Origin of the sequence: Mucilaginibacter sp. JRF (genome assembly GCF_015223065.1) — a bacterium.
GTDB lineage: Bacteria > Bacteroidota > Bacteroidia > Sphingobacteriales > Sphingobacteriaceae > Mucilaginibacter.
On sequence record NZ_JADFBY010000011.1, the window covers coordinates 81,481 to 97,617 of the forward strand.

Sequence of the window (16,137 nt, forward strand, 5' to 3'; positions counted from 1 at the left end):
AGGCATGCAGAGAACTTTAGTAAATTCTTTATACATTTGAATGTTAGGTTAAATAATAATCGGTTTGTAAGAGAATTGAGATTTGACCTTATGCAGTGCATAGCGCTGATCGATCAGGGAGCGGTAACGACGCTTCCTGATTTAGATTTCATCATGGTCATTTCATTAAAAACAAGTTGGGTTAGTTAGCTTTTACCATGATCCTCCTTCCATCTATTTTAAATTTGGCTATACCAATAGTTTCCAGATAGCTAAGCATTTCGGTAATACTTTGTGTGCGCGTTACCGAGCCGCTTATCAGCTTATCGCTTATCTTGCCATCGTACACTACATCTACATCATACCACCGCGAAATTTTACGCATGGCACATTGTATGTTTTCCTTTTTGAATGAGAAATAGCCGTTTTTCCAGGCAATAGCATCCTGCACATTAACGGTTTTGGTAGTTATGTTGTGGCTGCCATTTTCGGCAACGCCCTGTTGCCCGGGTGTAAGCACTACGGCTTCATTGGCGGTACTCAATTTAACCGAACCTTCGAGCAAGGTTGTTTTGGTTGATGGATCATCATCATAGGCGGCGATGTTAAAATGAGTACCAATAACCCTGATGTTTACATTACCAGAATTTACGGTGAACGGCATATTCTTATCTTTAGCTACTTCAAAGTAAGCTTCGCCATTAAGCTCTACATGGCGCTCACTCCCAGCAAAAGCTACCGGGTATTTTAATGATGATGCCGAGTTTAACCAAACCGAAGTTCCATCCGGAAGCATTACCTCGTATTGGCCACCGCGAGGGGTTATGATGGTGTTATAAGCAATTGCATCGCTTTTACCTGCCGAAGATCTGCCCTCGTTATTATACTGTAAGCGGCCATTGTTTAGTTTATTGATGGTTGTATTACCGGATTGTGCTATGCGGCCCTTCGTGGCGTCGTTCAAATCAACCCTTGTACCATTATCAAGTATCAGTATGGCTCTGTTAGTACCCGGAACAATAGCTTGATTAACCTTAGTGATTTTTACGGGAACGCTGTTTACCTTGCTTTTAAGCTTACTTGTATAAAAGAAGCCAATGCCAATTAGCAGTAATATAGAAGCAGCGGCTGACCATAACCAAAGCCTGCGCACAGGTCGGGTTGCATTTGGCGGTAGCTCCATCCTGCTTTCTATTCGCTGGTAGATGCGGGTTTTTACAGTGTCCTGATCGGGTATTGATGGTTTATCATCAAACCGATCAATATCAAATTCATCTTTATAATTATCTAATAAAGCTATCTCATTGGGTGTGGCTATGCCTGCCAAATACCTTTTGTAAAGCCGCAGGTACTCCTCTTGGGTCATAAAACTATAATTGGTTTTTACCTATAGAGTATATGCGGATAAAAACCTCCCATACTTTTTTATAGTTTTTTTATCGACCCAATTACGGTCAGGATAGATGGGGTTACCAAATTGATAAAAGAGATTTATATTGGCTGGATAAACCAATTAGCAAATACATTTAGTATTTCATATTGCCTTAGTGCAATTATAAACCTGATGATGATAACTCCAATTATCTCATCAATAAAATATTGGCACCTAATTAATTAACGATGGCGAAGATATTTCGAAGCGACGAGGATCTGTGGCACGATATTCTGGCAGGCGATGACAGGGCATTCGCCGAATTTTATGATCGTTACTGGCTGCGAATGTATAAGGCCGCCCTATATTATTTAAAGGATGCCGATGCCAGCGAGGAAGTGGTGCAGGAAGTGTTTGTATTGATATGGAACAAGCGGCATACGCTCGACATCAAAAATTTTGCGGCCTATTTAAATTCATCAACCCGGTATGAGGTGTACCGACGCTTAAAAGCTGCCAAAAGCATTTTTATTGAATTAGATGAAAGTAAAATATCTCCGCTTAGTGTAGTGTATAATAAAGGAGATGAAAAACTAAACGAAACCGATAGCACCAACATTTTAAACGAATGCCTGCAAGAATTACCTAAACGTTGCCGCGAAATATTTTACATGAGCAAGGTAAAACAGCTAACCAATACCGAAATTGCCGAGCAGTTGGGCATCAGCAAACACACGGTTGAAAATCAGTTAGCGGTAGCGCTAAAATACCTGCGGGTTAATTTGAGTAAGATAGCTGTGCTGGTGTTACTGCTAATGAAGAATCCGTAAACTACTAACACACCTGTACCGTTTGCAAACCTAAAATATCGCCCAGCTTTTTTAACCTTGATGCCAGCCTGCCTTTACCAATGGCACAATGGTGCGCCGGGCCTTGCTGGTTCCAGGCTTCCACAAAGTTACGTGCCCCTATCTGGAATTTGTACCTGCTGTTGGTGTTACCAATCTCAAGTATCGGCCCTGCAACAGATTCGCCCTCGGCCACTAAAAAGAATAGCGAACCATCGCCGGTTTCAACTACCGAAAAAAGGGTAACCGGCCCGTGGCTGACCGACATTTCGACCGAAAGGCCATTACCTACTTTACCATGATATACTTGCAGCGGCTTAACCTTTATTTTCCCCTCGGCTATGCGGGGGTGGCATGGGCCATCGTGCCCCATTAAAACTACATCATCCTCATAATCCATCGCGTAATACTCCGTGAATGACCCTCCAGCTCCAAAGCTGTCCATTATTTTCATGGCCTGGGCATTCTTAATTTCGTACTCGCCCGCTACCGGCACATTATGGCCGGTAAGTAATGAATTGCCGAGGATTACCGAGGTCATGGTATTCTCGTTAGCGGCATTACCTACCCCACGGTGATAATAAGCTAATGAACCCAGCTGATAGGTTTCAACCAACTGATCTAAAGCAACCGCGGTTTTAGCGGCCCGCACTAATTCATCTTCCGGACAATCAGGCTGTACATCAAACCAGGTATTTATCTCCCGGAGTTTTTCATTGGTTTGCTCGTCGGTCACCGCTTCGCGCATGGCAGAGAGATGGTCAACTTCAATTATCTCGATATGGCCGCCAAATACAGCACATTGCAGGGTGAGATCGGTGTAAATATCCAACATACCATTGTAGTAATTACCCATTACCCCCAAGCGGTTATAGTACATGGTTCGTTTAACGCGGGCGGCATCTATCCATTGTTCAACCTCATCCCAAACATGCCCGTCGCCCTCAAGCATGCCGGTAATTTGATAGAACGGTATTTTACTTCGCTTAAAAACATTCGCTATCTCGGGCACCGGGCAGGCCGAACAGAATGCCAGCCACTCGCCGGTCATGGTTGTTCTGTTATTCAGTTGGTTAAAAGATGTATAATCTATCCTGCTTAATGGTGTAAGGTTGAGTATGATAACCGGAACCTTCGCTTTTCTGACAACCGGTAATACTGTAGAAGACAGCGCGTAAGTGGTAACGTACAAAAATATAATATCTACATCCTCAGCCTTAAAACGGTCGCCGGCTGCAAAGGCCAGCTCGGGTGTATCAACCAAACCAACATTAATAGTTTCGGCCGAATACAGGTTTAATCTTTCAGCTACCTGATCAACGTATTCTTTCAGGCGTTTTTCCAATCCGTCAAATTGTTCCCAATATGCTTTAAGGCCTATACCAAACAGGCCAACCCTTATTTTACTCATAACTAATAGCGGTTTATAATTGTACCCAAAAATAAGTTTTGGCGCGGGTATATTGTTTGTCGGATTTGATCATACAGTTGCACATTTTGCTGTTTGTTGTATGATGAATATCTGCAATATACTTTAGATAGACCCATAAAAAAACGGGCAAGCCATTTTACAAGCTTGCCCGTTTTACGCATTTTGCTTACAGCAAACAGGGGTAATTTCTATAACGGATTTTGTGTGAGATTATCTAACGTTACTTCGCGTTGTGGAATTTGCAACAATAGTTTGTTAGCGGTTACCGTGTACGAACCTGCCGGATATTGCGCCGGAGCTTTGCTGATTTCACGCTGGCCGTGGGCATTCATAATTTCAACAGCGGTACCTGTTCTTACCAGATCGTACCAGCGGTGATTTTCAAAGGCCAGCTCTACCTTGCGCTCTTGCGCGATAGCATCCCTGAAAGCCTGTTGATTGGCCACATTAAGTGCTGGTACGGCATTGCCCGATGTTTTTGGCTGTAAACCGGCCCTGTTTCTTACAGCGTTAAGCAACTCGAAAGCTTCGCCATTGGCAATAAAGCCTTGCTCATTCAGGCACTCGGCAATCTCAAGCATCACGTCGGCATAACGTATTATCGGGAAATTCACGTTGGTTTGCCCCGGCTGCACAAAGCCCTGGTTATACTTGGTGATGTAGGGCACCTCGTGATAAGTTCCGCTGAGGGTAAAGCCTTCGGATAGGGAAACCGCTTTGCGCAGATCATCTACTTCATAAGCATTGATCAGATCAGTGGTTGGTGTGTTCCATCCGCTGTTGTAGCTCAGGTTGGTACCCGGATCATTGGTTACGCTCGTGCCCGAATCAAACGGCGCGAACTGGTACATAAAATTGCTCGACAGGTTAGGGTCAGATCCCAGATACTGAATTTCAAATATCGACTCCGCATTGTTTTTATTAGCAGGCTGAAATATTGACGCATAGCTGGGCAATAAACTGTAGCCGGTAACCTTGCGCAGGGCAGCCAATGCTTCGCCATAGTTTTTACGGGTTAGGTAAACTTCGCCAAGCAGCGCATTAGCTGTACCGCTGGTTACACGGCCCTTATCGGCAGCGGCGTAAGTAGCGGGCAGCTTTGATGCGGCATCGGTAAGATCGGCAATAATTTGATCGTAAACGGCATCAACCGTGGCGCGGCCATTTGATCCGGCCTGCTCAGGTGCCTGAACCGTTTGCAGGCGCAAAGGCACCCCACCAAACTGGCGCACCAGGTTAAAGTAATAAAAGGCACGTAAAACCTTAACCTCGCCAATGGCCTGATTGCGGCTTTGGTCCGGCATGGTTATGCGCCCCTCGGCACCCAGCACATCATTACAACGGGCAATGCCCATGTAGCTTTGCTGCCAAAAATCCTGTATCAGCGTATTGGTTGATATAACCAGGAACTGATCAACAAACTCACGGTTCTCTTGCCCGCGTTGCGGAGCATTGTATTGAAAGGTGGTATTATCTGAACGCATCTCGCCAAACAGCCAAAAGCTGAACAAACCCAGATCTCGCAATGAGCGGTAAGCACCTACCACGCCCTGCTTTAGGTCTGATTCTGTTTGCCAGTAATTAGCGCCTGTTAACCCGGCTTCGGGAGCCTGGTTTAAAAAGTCCTTTTTGCACGATATACCCAATAGCGCAATACACAGCAAAACTACATGGGTGTATTTATGTATATTTTTCATGATGTTTCTATATAAATTTAAAAGGTCATGTTTATGCCGATGGTCATGGTTCTTGGTAGTGGGTAGCCCAAAAAGTCGCGGCCTGGTGTCAGCGCGCTCGATCCGTTGGTTAAGGCTTCGGGGTTACCACCGCTGTATTTAGTGAATGTTACCAAATTTTGCACACTACCATACAAACGCATAGCTTTAAATACCTTTGAATTGGTGATGAACTTTTGCTTGAAATTATACCCCAGCGTTATGTTTTGAATACGCAAAAAGCTTGCATCCTCTATCCAGCTTGAGTTAACATCGCGGTAAAGCACACGGCCGCCGTTGGTTGTAGGGGTTACGCCATCGCCCGGGTTATCAGGCGAGCGCCAGCGGTTAAGTACTTTTCTGTCCACATTAAATACACCATCAATATTGGTTAAAAACTCGTTTGATGTTTTCATGATCTCGCCACCTTGCGAGCCCACAAGCAACACATTCAGATCAAAATTCTTATAACCAAAAGTATTGCTGAAGCCATAGGTAAAATCAGGATACGGATCGCCTATTACCGCGAAATCCTTTACCGGTTCAATAATGCCGTTACCATCCACATCACGGTATTTGATAGAGCCTACTACCGATGAAGCATTTTTAGGTGAGTTATCAAAATCAGCCTGATCGCGGTATACGCCCTCTACAATGTATCCGTAAAACTGACCAAGTGGTTTGCCCACTTCGGTTTTATGGGTAAAGTTACCCTCGCCACTACGGCCTGAGTAAATTGGCGCGTTGCTTTGGTTAAGTGCCAAAACCACATTGCGGTTAAAGGAAATATTGGCATTGGCGTCCCAGGTAAAGCCGCCTTTTAAAATTTCGCCGGTTACTACAGCTTCAAAGCCACGGTTACGCATTTTACCCAGGTTAACAGTAGCCGAAGCAAAGCCTGACGATAAAGGCAGCTCATTACTCAGCAACAAGTTGTAGGTTATACGATTATAATAATCGAGCGTAAAGTTCAGGCGGTTATGGAGTACCGATAGATCCAGACCCATATCAAACTGGCGGGAGTTTTCCCACGTAAGTTCGGAGTTGCTGATGCTGCTTGATACCCTGCCGCCTGTAACCGTACCTCCAAAAGTATAGTTAGCGCTACTGATGTTTGATGCGTACAGATAGTTACCAATATTAAAATTACCTGCCAAACCATAAGTGGCACGCAGTTTCATGTTATCTATCCAGTTTATCTTTTTGATAAAGCTTTCTTCGGACATACGCCATGACACCGCTGCCGATGGGAAGGTACCATAACGCTTGTTCGCACCAAAACGCGATGAACCATCCGTACGGATAGATGCGGTGAACAGGTAACGATCCTTAAAGGTATAGTTAACCCTTGCCAGGTATGATACAAGCGACCATTTGTCAACAAAGGCGCTTTGTCCATTCAGTAAAGGCGAGGCGTTAATGGTTTCGATCAGGTTATCGGGATAGTTAGTGGCATTAAATCCGTAACCCTCGTTTCTCTCCTGCTGCGCGGTATAACCTAATAAGGCATTAAAACGGTGATCCTTGCTGAAATTCTTATCGTAATTCAAAGTAAACTCCGACAGCCAGTTAAACGAATCGCTATACGACGTATTTGAGTTAGGTATTGATGGATTAGGGTTTTGATTACTGGTTTCGCCGTATACAAATGATGGGCTGAAGTAGAATGATTTATTGGTACCATAATCAACATTGTAGGCGTACTTGGCTTTTAGTCCGTCAATAATTTCCAACTCGGCACTTGCAGATGCTAAACTTCTGAAGTATTTGGCATTGGTACCAGCAAACTCTAACGTGTTTAAAGGATTGCCTGCGCCTATAGCCCCCGGCGAGGTAATAAATAATGTTCTGTTACCATTATCATCAGTTACAGGTACTATCGGGCTTAACCAAAGCGTACGGGTAAGCACATCGCGCTGGCCGGTTTCAAACGAGTTACGGTTTTGTATACCACCGCTTGGCGCAATGTTTAAGCTAACCTTTAACTTTTTGCTTAATTGGGATTGTACGTTGGCTTGTACCGTGTAGCGGGTATAATCGGTGTACTTTACTGTACCTTCCTGCTTAAGCCTGCCCAACGAGAATGAGTACTGTGTATTGTCAGATCCTCCGCGCAAACTCGCGTCAATATTATGTTGTAAGCCCGATTGTAATACCGTGTTATACCAATCAGTACCCTCACCATATTGCGATGGATTACGGAACTCTACCGGGATATCCTCCTCAGTAGCGGCACGGCCTTGTGCAGCCAGCGCATCAACGATCATATCCTGGCGATACTGGGCGTATTCAGTACCATTCAATACCTGCTGACGGCCTTTTTGCGGCACCTGTTGCGTACCTATGTACGAGTTAACACTAATTACCGGCGGACCTTTTTTACCTTTTTTGGTGGTGATGATAACCACACCGTTTGATCCCCTTGAACCGTAGATAGCGGTTGAGGATGCATCCTTCAATACGTTAACCGATTCAATATCATCAGGACTCAACACGTTCAGCGGGTTATAAACCTGACCTGTGGTGTTTGATATAGCGAACCCATCAATTACATACAGCGGATTATCGCCTGCACCAATCGACCCGGAACCACGTACCCGCACCGTTGTACCACCACCAGGTGAACCTGTGGTTTGGCTAATGCGCACACCAGGCATTTGGCCTACCAGTTTCTGATCAATAGACGCTACCGGCAGATCCTTAACCTGCGCCGCCGTAACCGTGGCTACCGAGCCTGTAAGGTCTTTCTTTTCGCGGCTGCCGTAGCCTATTACCACCACCTCGTTAAGGCTTTGGTTGGCATCCTGCAAAACGGCATTCAGTACCGTTTTACCTGCAACAGGTAGTTCGAGCGTGTTAAATCCTATGTAGGTAAATACCAATACGGCATCTTCAGCCACTTTTATTTTGTAAGCACCGTTAATGTCTGTAACCGCGGTAGCCGTTCCGTTTTTTTCTTTAATAGTTACACCGGGTAATATGCCTCCCTTGCTATCAGTTACCTTACCGGTAACATCAATAGCGGCTATTTTAGGTGCCGGCTTTAACGATATAAGAATAGTAGTGTTGGTTATTTTGTACGATAAAGGCTGCTGGGCAAAACAAATATCAAGCACCTCCTTAAGCGAAGCCTGATCGGCACGCAGGGTAACCGGAGCTGCTTGCTTAAGCTCGGCACTGGTGTATAAAAAATCGTATTGGGTTTGAGCCTGAATAATATCAAAAACATCACGTAATGAGGCCTTTTTAACGTTTAGCGAAACGCGTTGTGCATAGGTAGCCGCGGATACCTGCATAAAGGTTACGGCCAGCATTACAAACGTTAACTTCATGATAAGCAAATATTTAAAAAGGCAGCCGCGTTTAGTGCCGCCCGTAAAAGCAGTAAAATTTTTGTACATTTGGTTGTTAGATTTAATGTGTTTAGTTGTATGCTTTGCAATTGGTACAAACGATCTGGCGATGGCTTAACAGCCCAGGCCAGGGGCGGGCCAACGCTCCTGGTTCTTTTTTTAACAGACAGATCATCCGAAATAATTTCTTCTTTGTATTATTCGATCACTATCCTCCTTCCCATCATCTTAAAGTGAATATTGTTATCCAGTTGTTCTAAATGGCTTAGCAGTTCGGCTATATCCTTAGTGCGGTAAAATGTGCCGCCAAACTGTTTACTGTTCAGGTTCTTGCCTTTAAACTCCACATCAACATCATACCAGCGCGATACCTGTTTCATGATGCTCCGTATATCCTGATCATCAAAGCGGAAATAACCATTTTTCCAGGCCATTGCCCGGGCTATGTTGCCTTGCGAAAGCTGTATATCATCTGATGACGCGCTCGTAGCCGCCTGCTGGCCGGGTATCAATATACGGTGCTGCTTGCCTTTGGTAAGCTGTACCGAACCTTCTATCAAAGTAGTGGTAGTAACCTCATCATCACTATAGCCTGAAATATTGAAACGGGTGCCGAGTACCCTGATCTCCGTTTCGCCGGTTTTAACTATAAAGGGTTTAGTTTTATCCTTAGCAACCTCAAAATAAGCCTCGCCGGTAAGCATAACCTGCCGGGTGTTGCCTGTAAATGCTGATGGAAACCGCAATGATGACGCGGAGTTTAACCAAACCCGTGTACCATCAGGCAAGGTTATCTGGTATTCGCCTCCTTTTGGGGTTTTTAAGTTATTGTAGCTTAATTGGTTTTGTGTGTTTGATGTTTCGCCGGGGTTGTATTCTATCTGCCCTGAGCGTACCTTACGGATGTTGGAACTACCGTTTATCGCCACCATACCCTGCTGCTGCGCTTCCAGATCTATCACCTCGCCACCAGCCAGTGTTAGGGTAGCTTTTTTACTGCCGGGTTCTATCTTTATTGATTCGTTGGGCTTTGCCGATGCTATGCCTTGCTGACCTTTTTTCCCGGTCTTGTCAAAAAGTAATAAACCAACCGAAACAAAAACCACCAACATTGCCGCCGCGTAATACCATTTTGTTGAAAGCTTGCGTTCTATTTCAACAGGTTCGGCAGGCGCTAAACGTTCATCGGCAATAATGGCGTTAAATATGGCATCGGCTTCCGCTTTGTTCATCCGTGCATCGTCGGGCAGCGAAAACAATAACTCATCTATAACGGGCGATACCTCGCCGGCATCCGTAACATCCAGATGGTTCAACAACGCTGCGCAATCATCACTGCTGATAGTATTATCGAGATATTGTTGCAGTAAATGTTTTAACCTTTCCCTTGTCATACAATGTGCTATAATTGCAGCCTTTTTAGCAGCTTTTATTATAGAACACCGGCCGGACACAGGTTAACTACCCGACCATCAATTTTTTTATACCAGGAATAAAATGAGCAGGGAATAAAGCAGATCAATGTACCTGAGATCGGCACGTAGGGTTTTTAATGCTTCGGTTAGGTGATTGTTAACCGTACTGGTTGATATCTGGAGTTGTGTGGCTATCTCTTTATGGGTAAGCCCCTCCTCGCGGCTTAAGCGATAAACCTTTTGTTGCTGCTGCGGTAGTGTGCGTATGGTTTTTTCGGTATGATATATCAGGTCTTTTTCAATAATGCGTTCCTCAGTAGCGTTGTGTATATAGTCGATACGGTTTAAGAGCGCATCAAATAAGTTTTGCGACCGGTTTATCTCCCTGAGTTTATTTAACGATAGGCGCTTGGCTATTACAAAAATATACAGCCACAAATTGCCCGCCGGGTCGAGCTTGGCACGATTGACCCAAAGTTTGATAAAAGTTTCCTGCACTATCTCGCAGGCCATATCATGATCCTTTAAAAAGCGGAGCGCAAGATTATATACCTTATTGTGATATTTTAAATAAATGAGTTTGAGCACAGCATCGCTTCCTTCGGTTAAATGCTGAATATCATCGTTTAATATATCTTCCACTTTTTTAAGTGTAGTTAAATTACAGGTTATAATGTTTTGATGAACAACCTTTACAGCACGTTGGTGTACTCCTTTCTCCTCTGCAACCAAATATAACGGTATCGGGAGTAAATAAACATTACATACGTAAAATACACGTAACCTAAATGTTAAGGCTGATAGATCAATTGGTTTGTATATAGCGAAATAATGATTTACGCCAAAACTAAGATATAATGCATCGTCAGGTTCACTGTCCTGAACTGTCTTGTCCTATCGTGGAATATTATTTGAGTTTTAGTATTGCGTTGAGCTTAAACAAAAAACTTTGATTTTATTGTTCGGCGGAGAGTATATTGAGGAGGTAGAATATAAGAACTATACCCTGAGCAGCGTTATGAGCCTATTATTTACCACAAGTGGGACACTTGCGGTAGCGAGGGGATCTTTCTGATTCATGCCCGAATTAATGCTGTATACATTTACGATAAATTTCTTCCGGGCTATTTTTGTTGTCAAGCTCTTAAATACACAAAAAACAAAAATCGCAGGTATATGAGAGGCTTAGTATCGGTTTAAAAATAAAGTTTTCACTGATAAGATTAAATAATTTACAATGGTAAAGTTTGATTCTTGATACCTTAAACACTAATTTGGATAATGAATTTAAATCGTCATGAAAAAAATCCTTGCTATAGCAATTGACCAATATAGCGATCTCAATATAAAAAACCTGAGCAACTGCCTAAATGATGTGAATTCACTCATCGATATTCTTTCTCAGCGTTATGATTTTGAAGAGATAGAACTGATCACAAAACCCGAACAAACCACCCGGTCATTTCTTTATAACGTCTTATATCAGGAATTGATCAATTTACTGCCTGAAGACGAAATTTTAATTATTTATGCAGGACATGGCGAATACAATAGTTTACTGGAGACCTCATACTGGTTATGTTCGGACTCGCAAAAGGATATTGTAAGCACATGGTTCAACGTCATAGAACTATTGAGCTTTTTTAAGGGTTCAAAAGCAAGACATATTGCATTGATTTCGGATAGCTGTTTTTCGGGTGCTGTATTTGAACACTCACGCGGCGGAGGTATTGCCGCCTTATATAATAAAACATCAAGGCAGGCACTTACATCCGGTGGGATAGAAAAGGTAAGTGATGGGGTGGAGAATTCAAACAGCCCTTTCAACCTAACTCTTCAAAGAGTACTGAATGAAAACACTTCATTAACACTTTCTTTTGCGGAGTTTGCCGAAAAGGTAATCTTAAATTTCCGTCCCGACAAAGTACAAACCCCAGCCTACGGATCGCTGGCCTCGTCTGGTGACAAAGGAGGAACTTTATTTTTCCATTTGAAAAATGATAAAGTTTTAAGTCCTTATAAATCTATTCAAATACCATTGGATATTGACATTCAGGTCAAGGTGGATTCTAACTTTGAGATTCCATTCTTCAATGATAGCGAAGATTTTAAAAGTCAGTTCGTCAATATTTTTGTACAGCAATTAGGTTATTCAATTATTAACGACATACGGAACTTCGTTGCAGAAGATAGGGAATACTCAATTTCATACAGTAATGAATTAGCTTTCTATCTTGATGTAAGCTATACCATTGAAACATTTAGCAAAGAATTCTTGAGCATTGTTATTCAAAGGAGCAATTATTTCGGCGGTGTGCATCCAAACCACTATATCTATACACTTAATTTCATGTTTGAGCCTGACCGATTGGTGCAACTGTTTGATGTGATTAGTTTTGAGGGTTACCAAAATCAGGAAGAATACCTTAAATCAATGGTAAAAAAATATGCATATCCTGAAACCAAGGAATTTATGTTGGATTACACAAGTTATGAGTATATCTATAAATTGGATTTCAGTATAAGCGAAGAATTCCTAACTATTTATTATTTCAACCTGATGCCTCACGCTTTTAAAGCATCGGGTATTCTTCAAATCCCAATTCAGGATATCAATTTCAAAGCAAAATTTCAACAAGGACATTTATAAATTACTCGGCATCGTGTCGCCATTTATATCAGCACCCCTTAACTATGGTATAGCTATTAGCGAAAAACGCCCCAGATCTTCTGATCTGAGGCGTTTAAAAAAATTTGATTTTTTAATCTGGCGGAGAGAGAGGGATTTGAACCCCCGCCCCAAAACCGCAATTCAGAACTATTTTAGCACTTTTAAAAAAAGGGGTCTCGTCTAAGCCCCCTCTCAAATCAGTTATTTTTCTAAGCCGACTATCAAATGTAATAAAATTTTATAGAAATCAGCGCTACGCTTTTCCTGAATTTACTACTTCCAAATCAGTTGTCTAAATGGAATAGAGGCCGGTTTGGATAATGAGGTCTATAGCACTTGTTGCTTCTGCAGAAAAGAGTCGGAGCTCGCAAATCAGGAAGCATATGTGACCATTGATTAAAACAAACGAAAAGCGTCGGCCGCCCTACACCAATAAAAGTATTGCGGGCAGCAATTTTACGCGCGAAACTGAAGATCCATGGCGCCGCCAACGCAAACGCACTAGTTGTTGTATCTAAAATTAAGTGTGTCTTGAAAGAGATCAACTTAAACAACAAAGCATAGACCAGTACTCTGGAACTAAGTAAACGGCAGCCATACTTAGCCTTGGGCAATCGCTCAAACCTTACAATCTCGGGTAGCGCCGGAACAATGACAGAATAGGCATAGTCAATTATAATGGGCCGTATTGTTCGTTTTAATAACAACATCTTTATACAAACGACAGAACGAAAAAAAGCGAGGGCGAATTAGCCACAGCGATTTACCAACAAACTGCAGAACTACCTTCAGATATACACTGGGGGCATCAAAACTCCCCACAGACAACGACAAAGGCAAGGGTTTACCGGTCGTAAAAAAAAAAATTGTAAAGACGCGAACAAACAGAAATGGTATTTCCACCACCTTTATGATTTCCAGCCTGGTCTAAGTTTTCAAAATCCAGAGGTTGTAACCGAAGCTAAAAGATCATGGCTTAGACGGTTTTCGTTTAGATGCAGTACCTTTTAAGATAAACGCCCCCCGATAACACGCCGAGGAACCTGAATTTGTATTCGCATTGTTGCAAGAGCTCATCACTAAATTTTATCAGTTCGCTGATCAGAATGTGTGCGAGATACCTGGAGCTCATTATAGACAATGGCAGATCCTAGCTATGCCGGCAGAAGTGCTGACTATTGAATATTTGGCAAAAGAAACGTACTCATATCCCACATTCTCAGCAATAAATCGATGCATTTCAAGGCCAATGAAAAGCAAATTGAATTTGATCCATACGGATATGATTAAAAACGAGGATAACGATTTCTTCAATTTATCTGAAAAGCGCTTCCTAAAAAAACAAAGAATCTGAACCTAAAGGCTAATTAAACATAGCAGATTACAAAACGACATACGAAGTTCAATAACAATCGCTATTATACAATAACAGACGTTTAGTTGCGATGGGCTGCAGATGAGTGCAACCGTCATTGAATGATAGAAGTTATGTTTTAATCGATCCTGAACATTAGTTACTTAAATCTGTTACTGTTATATGAAAAATACATTTAAGAAAGAAGACCATACCAGTTTGATCGTAGTAATAGCAGTAGGCGTAGCAGCAGGTATTGGCCTGGGCTGGTTATTCCTTACAGATAAAGGAGTAGCATACTGTGACCAGATAGCACGCAGGCTTAAAGAAGGTGTTAGCAATACCGCAGCTGGTTTTATCGATCAGAAAACCGTTATTCCTAAAAAGGCAGCAAAAGTTGCCACCGATGCCGCGATCAAAGACTAAGTCCGGCGTGAAGATAGCCACTTATAATATCAATGGAGTTAATGGCCGTATTGATAGCCTACTGCGCTGGCTGAAGGAGGCCAGACCCGATGTGGTATGTCTGCAGGAATTGAAAACGGAAGATCATAAATTCCCCGAACGAACATTGCTCAATGCGGGCTACCACTCCATATGGCAGGGACAAAAGAGCTGGAACGGTGTAGCCATTCTCTCCAGGTATGGAGAGATACAGGAAACACGCCGGGGTCTGGGCGGCGACCCGCACGACATCCATAGCCGTTATCTTGAAGCATATATCAATGGAATAGTTATTGGCTGTATTTATTTACCTAATGGTAATCCTTTTCCGGGCCCTAAGTTCGAATACAAACTGAAATGGATAAAACGGTTGACTTCCCATGCTAAAAAACTAAAAGGTTTTGATCTGCCTGTTGCCTTGATCGGCGACTATAATATCATACCTACCGATCAGGATACCTATAAACCAGAAAAATATATTGAAAATGCACTATTCCGGCCGGAAGCCAGGAAGCTTTGGAATGCGTTGCTAAAACTTGGCTGGACGGATGCTATCCGGCATTTGCATCCGGAGAATATCATCTATACCTTTTGGGATTACCTGCGTAATGCTTACGGTCGAAATGCCGGGCTGCGATTGGATCATTTCTTATTAGATGATAACCTAAGGTCAAGACTGCTGTCAGCCGGCGTCGATAAAGATGTTCGTAGCTGGAAGCATTCAAGCGACCATGCGCCGGCATGGATCGAATTAGCAGACCAAACCAAAAAAACATGATCGTTAATTATACAGAAACCGGCTGGGAAGTGATCACGCAGCGGGCACATGGATTACTGGCAGCTGAGATTGCAGCACAATGGAAGCATAGCATTCGTACTGAACGTTGGACCGAAACTTTACTGGCCATTGCTGAGCATGATGATGCACAGGTGGAATTGGAACGTGACAACTTGCTTACGCAGCAAGGCGGCCCTCTAGATTTTAAAATGAAAGCGTTCGAAAAACGGCATTGTACACAAACAATGGATTTTGCCTTAAGCAAAAGCCGCTATATCGCCCTATTATCATCCATGCACCTGGATTTTGTTTATTCGAAAGATTGCCCGCATGATAAAAAAGCGACTATATTTTTGAAAAATCAGGCCGAGCTCAGACGGCAGTTGCGTAAAGAATTAGGTATTACGATTAAGGAAGCAGAGCGGGATTATCGGCTAATGGAGTGGTGTGACGCGTTATCGCTTTTGCTTTGCCAGCATGAAAATCAACCGGAAGCAAGAGCCGTAGAGGTCAGTGAGGGCCCTGATAAAAAGAATCACAGATTATCTCAGACCGGAGAAGATTCGCTAACTGTTGATCCCTGGCCGTTTGAAAGTGATAGTTTTAAGGTCTATTTTGAAACCCGGCTGATACCACAGCTTACTTTTAAAGATTCAGAAGAATTCCGTGCTGAATTTCGCAAAGCACCTGTCATTGAGAAACGCTGGTCTATAAAAAAGAACGTGTAGATTAAATAAACATAACGGATCAACATGGGCCGGCGGCATGCTGCCGGC

Annotated in this window: 11 protein-coding genes; 5 read left to right on the forward strand and 6 right to left on the reverse strand. The window is 43.0% G+C overall.

The features are described from left to right. Window positions 1-181: 181 nt before the first annotated feature. Window positions 182-1,345, reverse strand: coding sequence for a FecR domain-containing protein (locus IM792_RS19520; RefSeq protein WP_194103595.1), 1,164 nt, complete (start codon window positions 1,343-1,345; stop codon window positions 182-184). Window positions 1,346-1,599: 254 nt separating this feature from the next. Between IM792_RS19520 and IM792_RS19525 the strand changes: the two genes are divergently transcribed. Continuing rightward, complete coding sequence (locus IM792_RS19525; protein WP_194103596.1) at window positions 1,600-2,181, forward strand: sigma-70 family RNA polymerase sigma factor; 582 nt, start codon at window positions 1,600-1,602, stop codon at window positions 2,179-2,181. Window positions 2,182-2,185: 4 nt separating this feature from the next. Here IM792_RS19525 and IM792_RS19530 read toward each other — a convergent pair whose 3' ends face one another. From IM792_RS19530 to IM792_RS19550, 5 genes are all read right to left on the reverse strand, one after another. After that, window positions 2,186-3,610 (reverse strand): arabinose isomerase, encoded by a 1,425-nt coding sequence (locus IM792_RS19530; RefSeq protein WP_194103597.1) that lies wholly within the window; start codon window positions 3,608-3,610, stop codon window positions 2,186-2,188. Between the two features lie 209 nt (window positions 3,611-3,819). Next, on the reverse strand, window positions 3,820-5,328 hold the full coding sequence (locus IM792_RS19535) for a RagB/SusD family nutrient uptake outer membrane protein (RefSeq protein ID WP_194103598.1): 1,509 nt from the start codon (window positions 5,326-5,328) through the stop codon (window positions 3,820-3,822). A 17-nt stretch (window positions 5,329-5,345) separates the two neighbouring features. Beyond that, window positions 5,346-8,678, reverse strand: a complete 3,333-nt coding sequence (locus IM792_RS19540) for a TonB-dependent receptor (RefSeq protein ID WP_194103599.1) — start codon at window positions 8,676-8,678, stop codon at window positions 5,346-5,348. A gap of 218 nt (window positions 8,679-8,896) precedes the next feature. Then, window positions 8,897-10,093 carry a FecR domain-containing protein gene (locus IM792_RS19545; protein WP_194103600.1) on the reverse strand — a complete coding sequence of 399 codons (1,197 nt, stop codon included), beginning with the start codon at window positions 10,091-10,093 and terminating at the stop codon, window positions 8,897-8,899. Window positions 10,094-10,180: 87 nt separating this feature from the next. Then, window positions 10,181-10,756 carry an RNA polymerase sigma-70 factor gene (locus tag IM792_RS19550; RefSeq protein ID WP_194103601.1) on the reverse strand — a complete coding sequence of 192 codons (576 nt, stop codon included), beginning with the start codon at window positions 10,754-10,756 and terminating at the stop codon, window positions 10,181-10,183. Window positions 10,757-11,411: 655 nt separating this feature from the next. On the opposite strand from IM792_RS19550, the gene IM792_RS19555 reads away from it, so the two are divergent. From IM792_RS19555 to IM792_RS19570, 4 genes are all read left to right on the forward strand, one after another. Beyond that, window positions 11,412-12,764 carry a caspase family protein gene (locus IM792_RS19555; protein WP_194103602.1) on the forward strand — a complete coding sequence of 451 codons (1,353 nt, stop codon included), beginning with the start codon at window positions 11,412-11,414 and terminating at the stop codon, window positions 12,762-12,764. A gap of 1,558 nt (window positions 12,765-14,322) precedes the next feature. Further along, a complete protein-coding gene (locus IM792_RS19560) occupies window positions 14,323-14,565 on the forward strand; it encodes a hypothetical protein (protein WP_194103603.1) in 243 nt (80 codons plus the stop codon). Then, the gene (gene xth / locus IM792_RS19565; RefSeq protein ID WP_228085277.1) at window positions 14,546-15,361 is read left to right on the forward strand and encodes an exodeoxyribonuclease III; all 816 of its coding nucleotides are present in this window, start codon (window positions 14,546-14,548) and stop codon (window positions 15,359-15,361) included. The genes IM792_RS19560 and xth overlap by 20 nt, the downstream gene beginning before the upstream one ends. After that, window positions 15,358-16,089 (forward strand): DUF3891 family protein, encoded by a 732-nt coding sequence (locus IM792_RS19570; RefSeq protein WP_194103604.1) that lies wholly within the window; start codon window positions 15,358-15,360, stop codon window positions 16,087-16,089. The genes xth and IM792_RS19570 overlap by 4 nt, the downstream gene beginning before the upstream one ends. Window positions 16,090-16,137 lie beyond the last annotated feature (48 nt).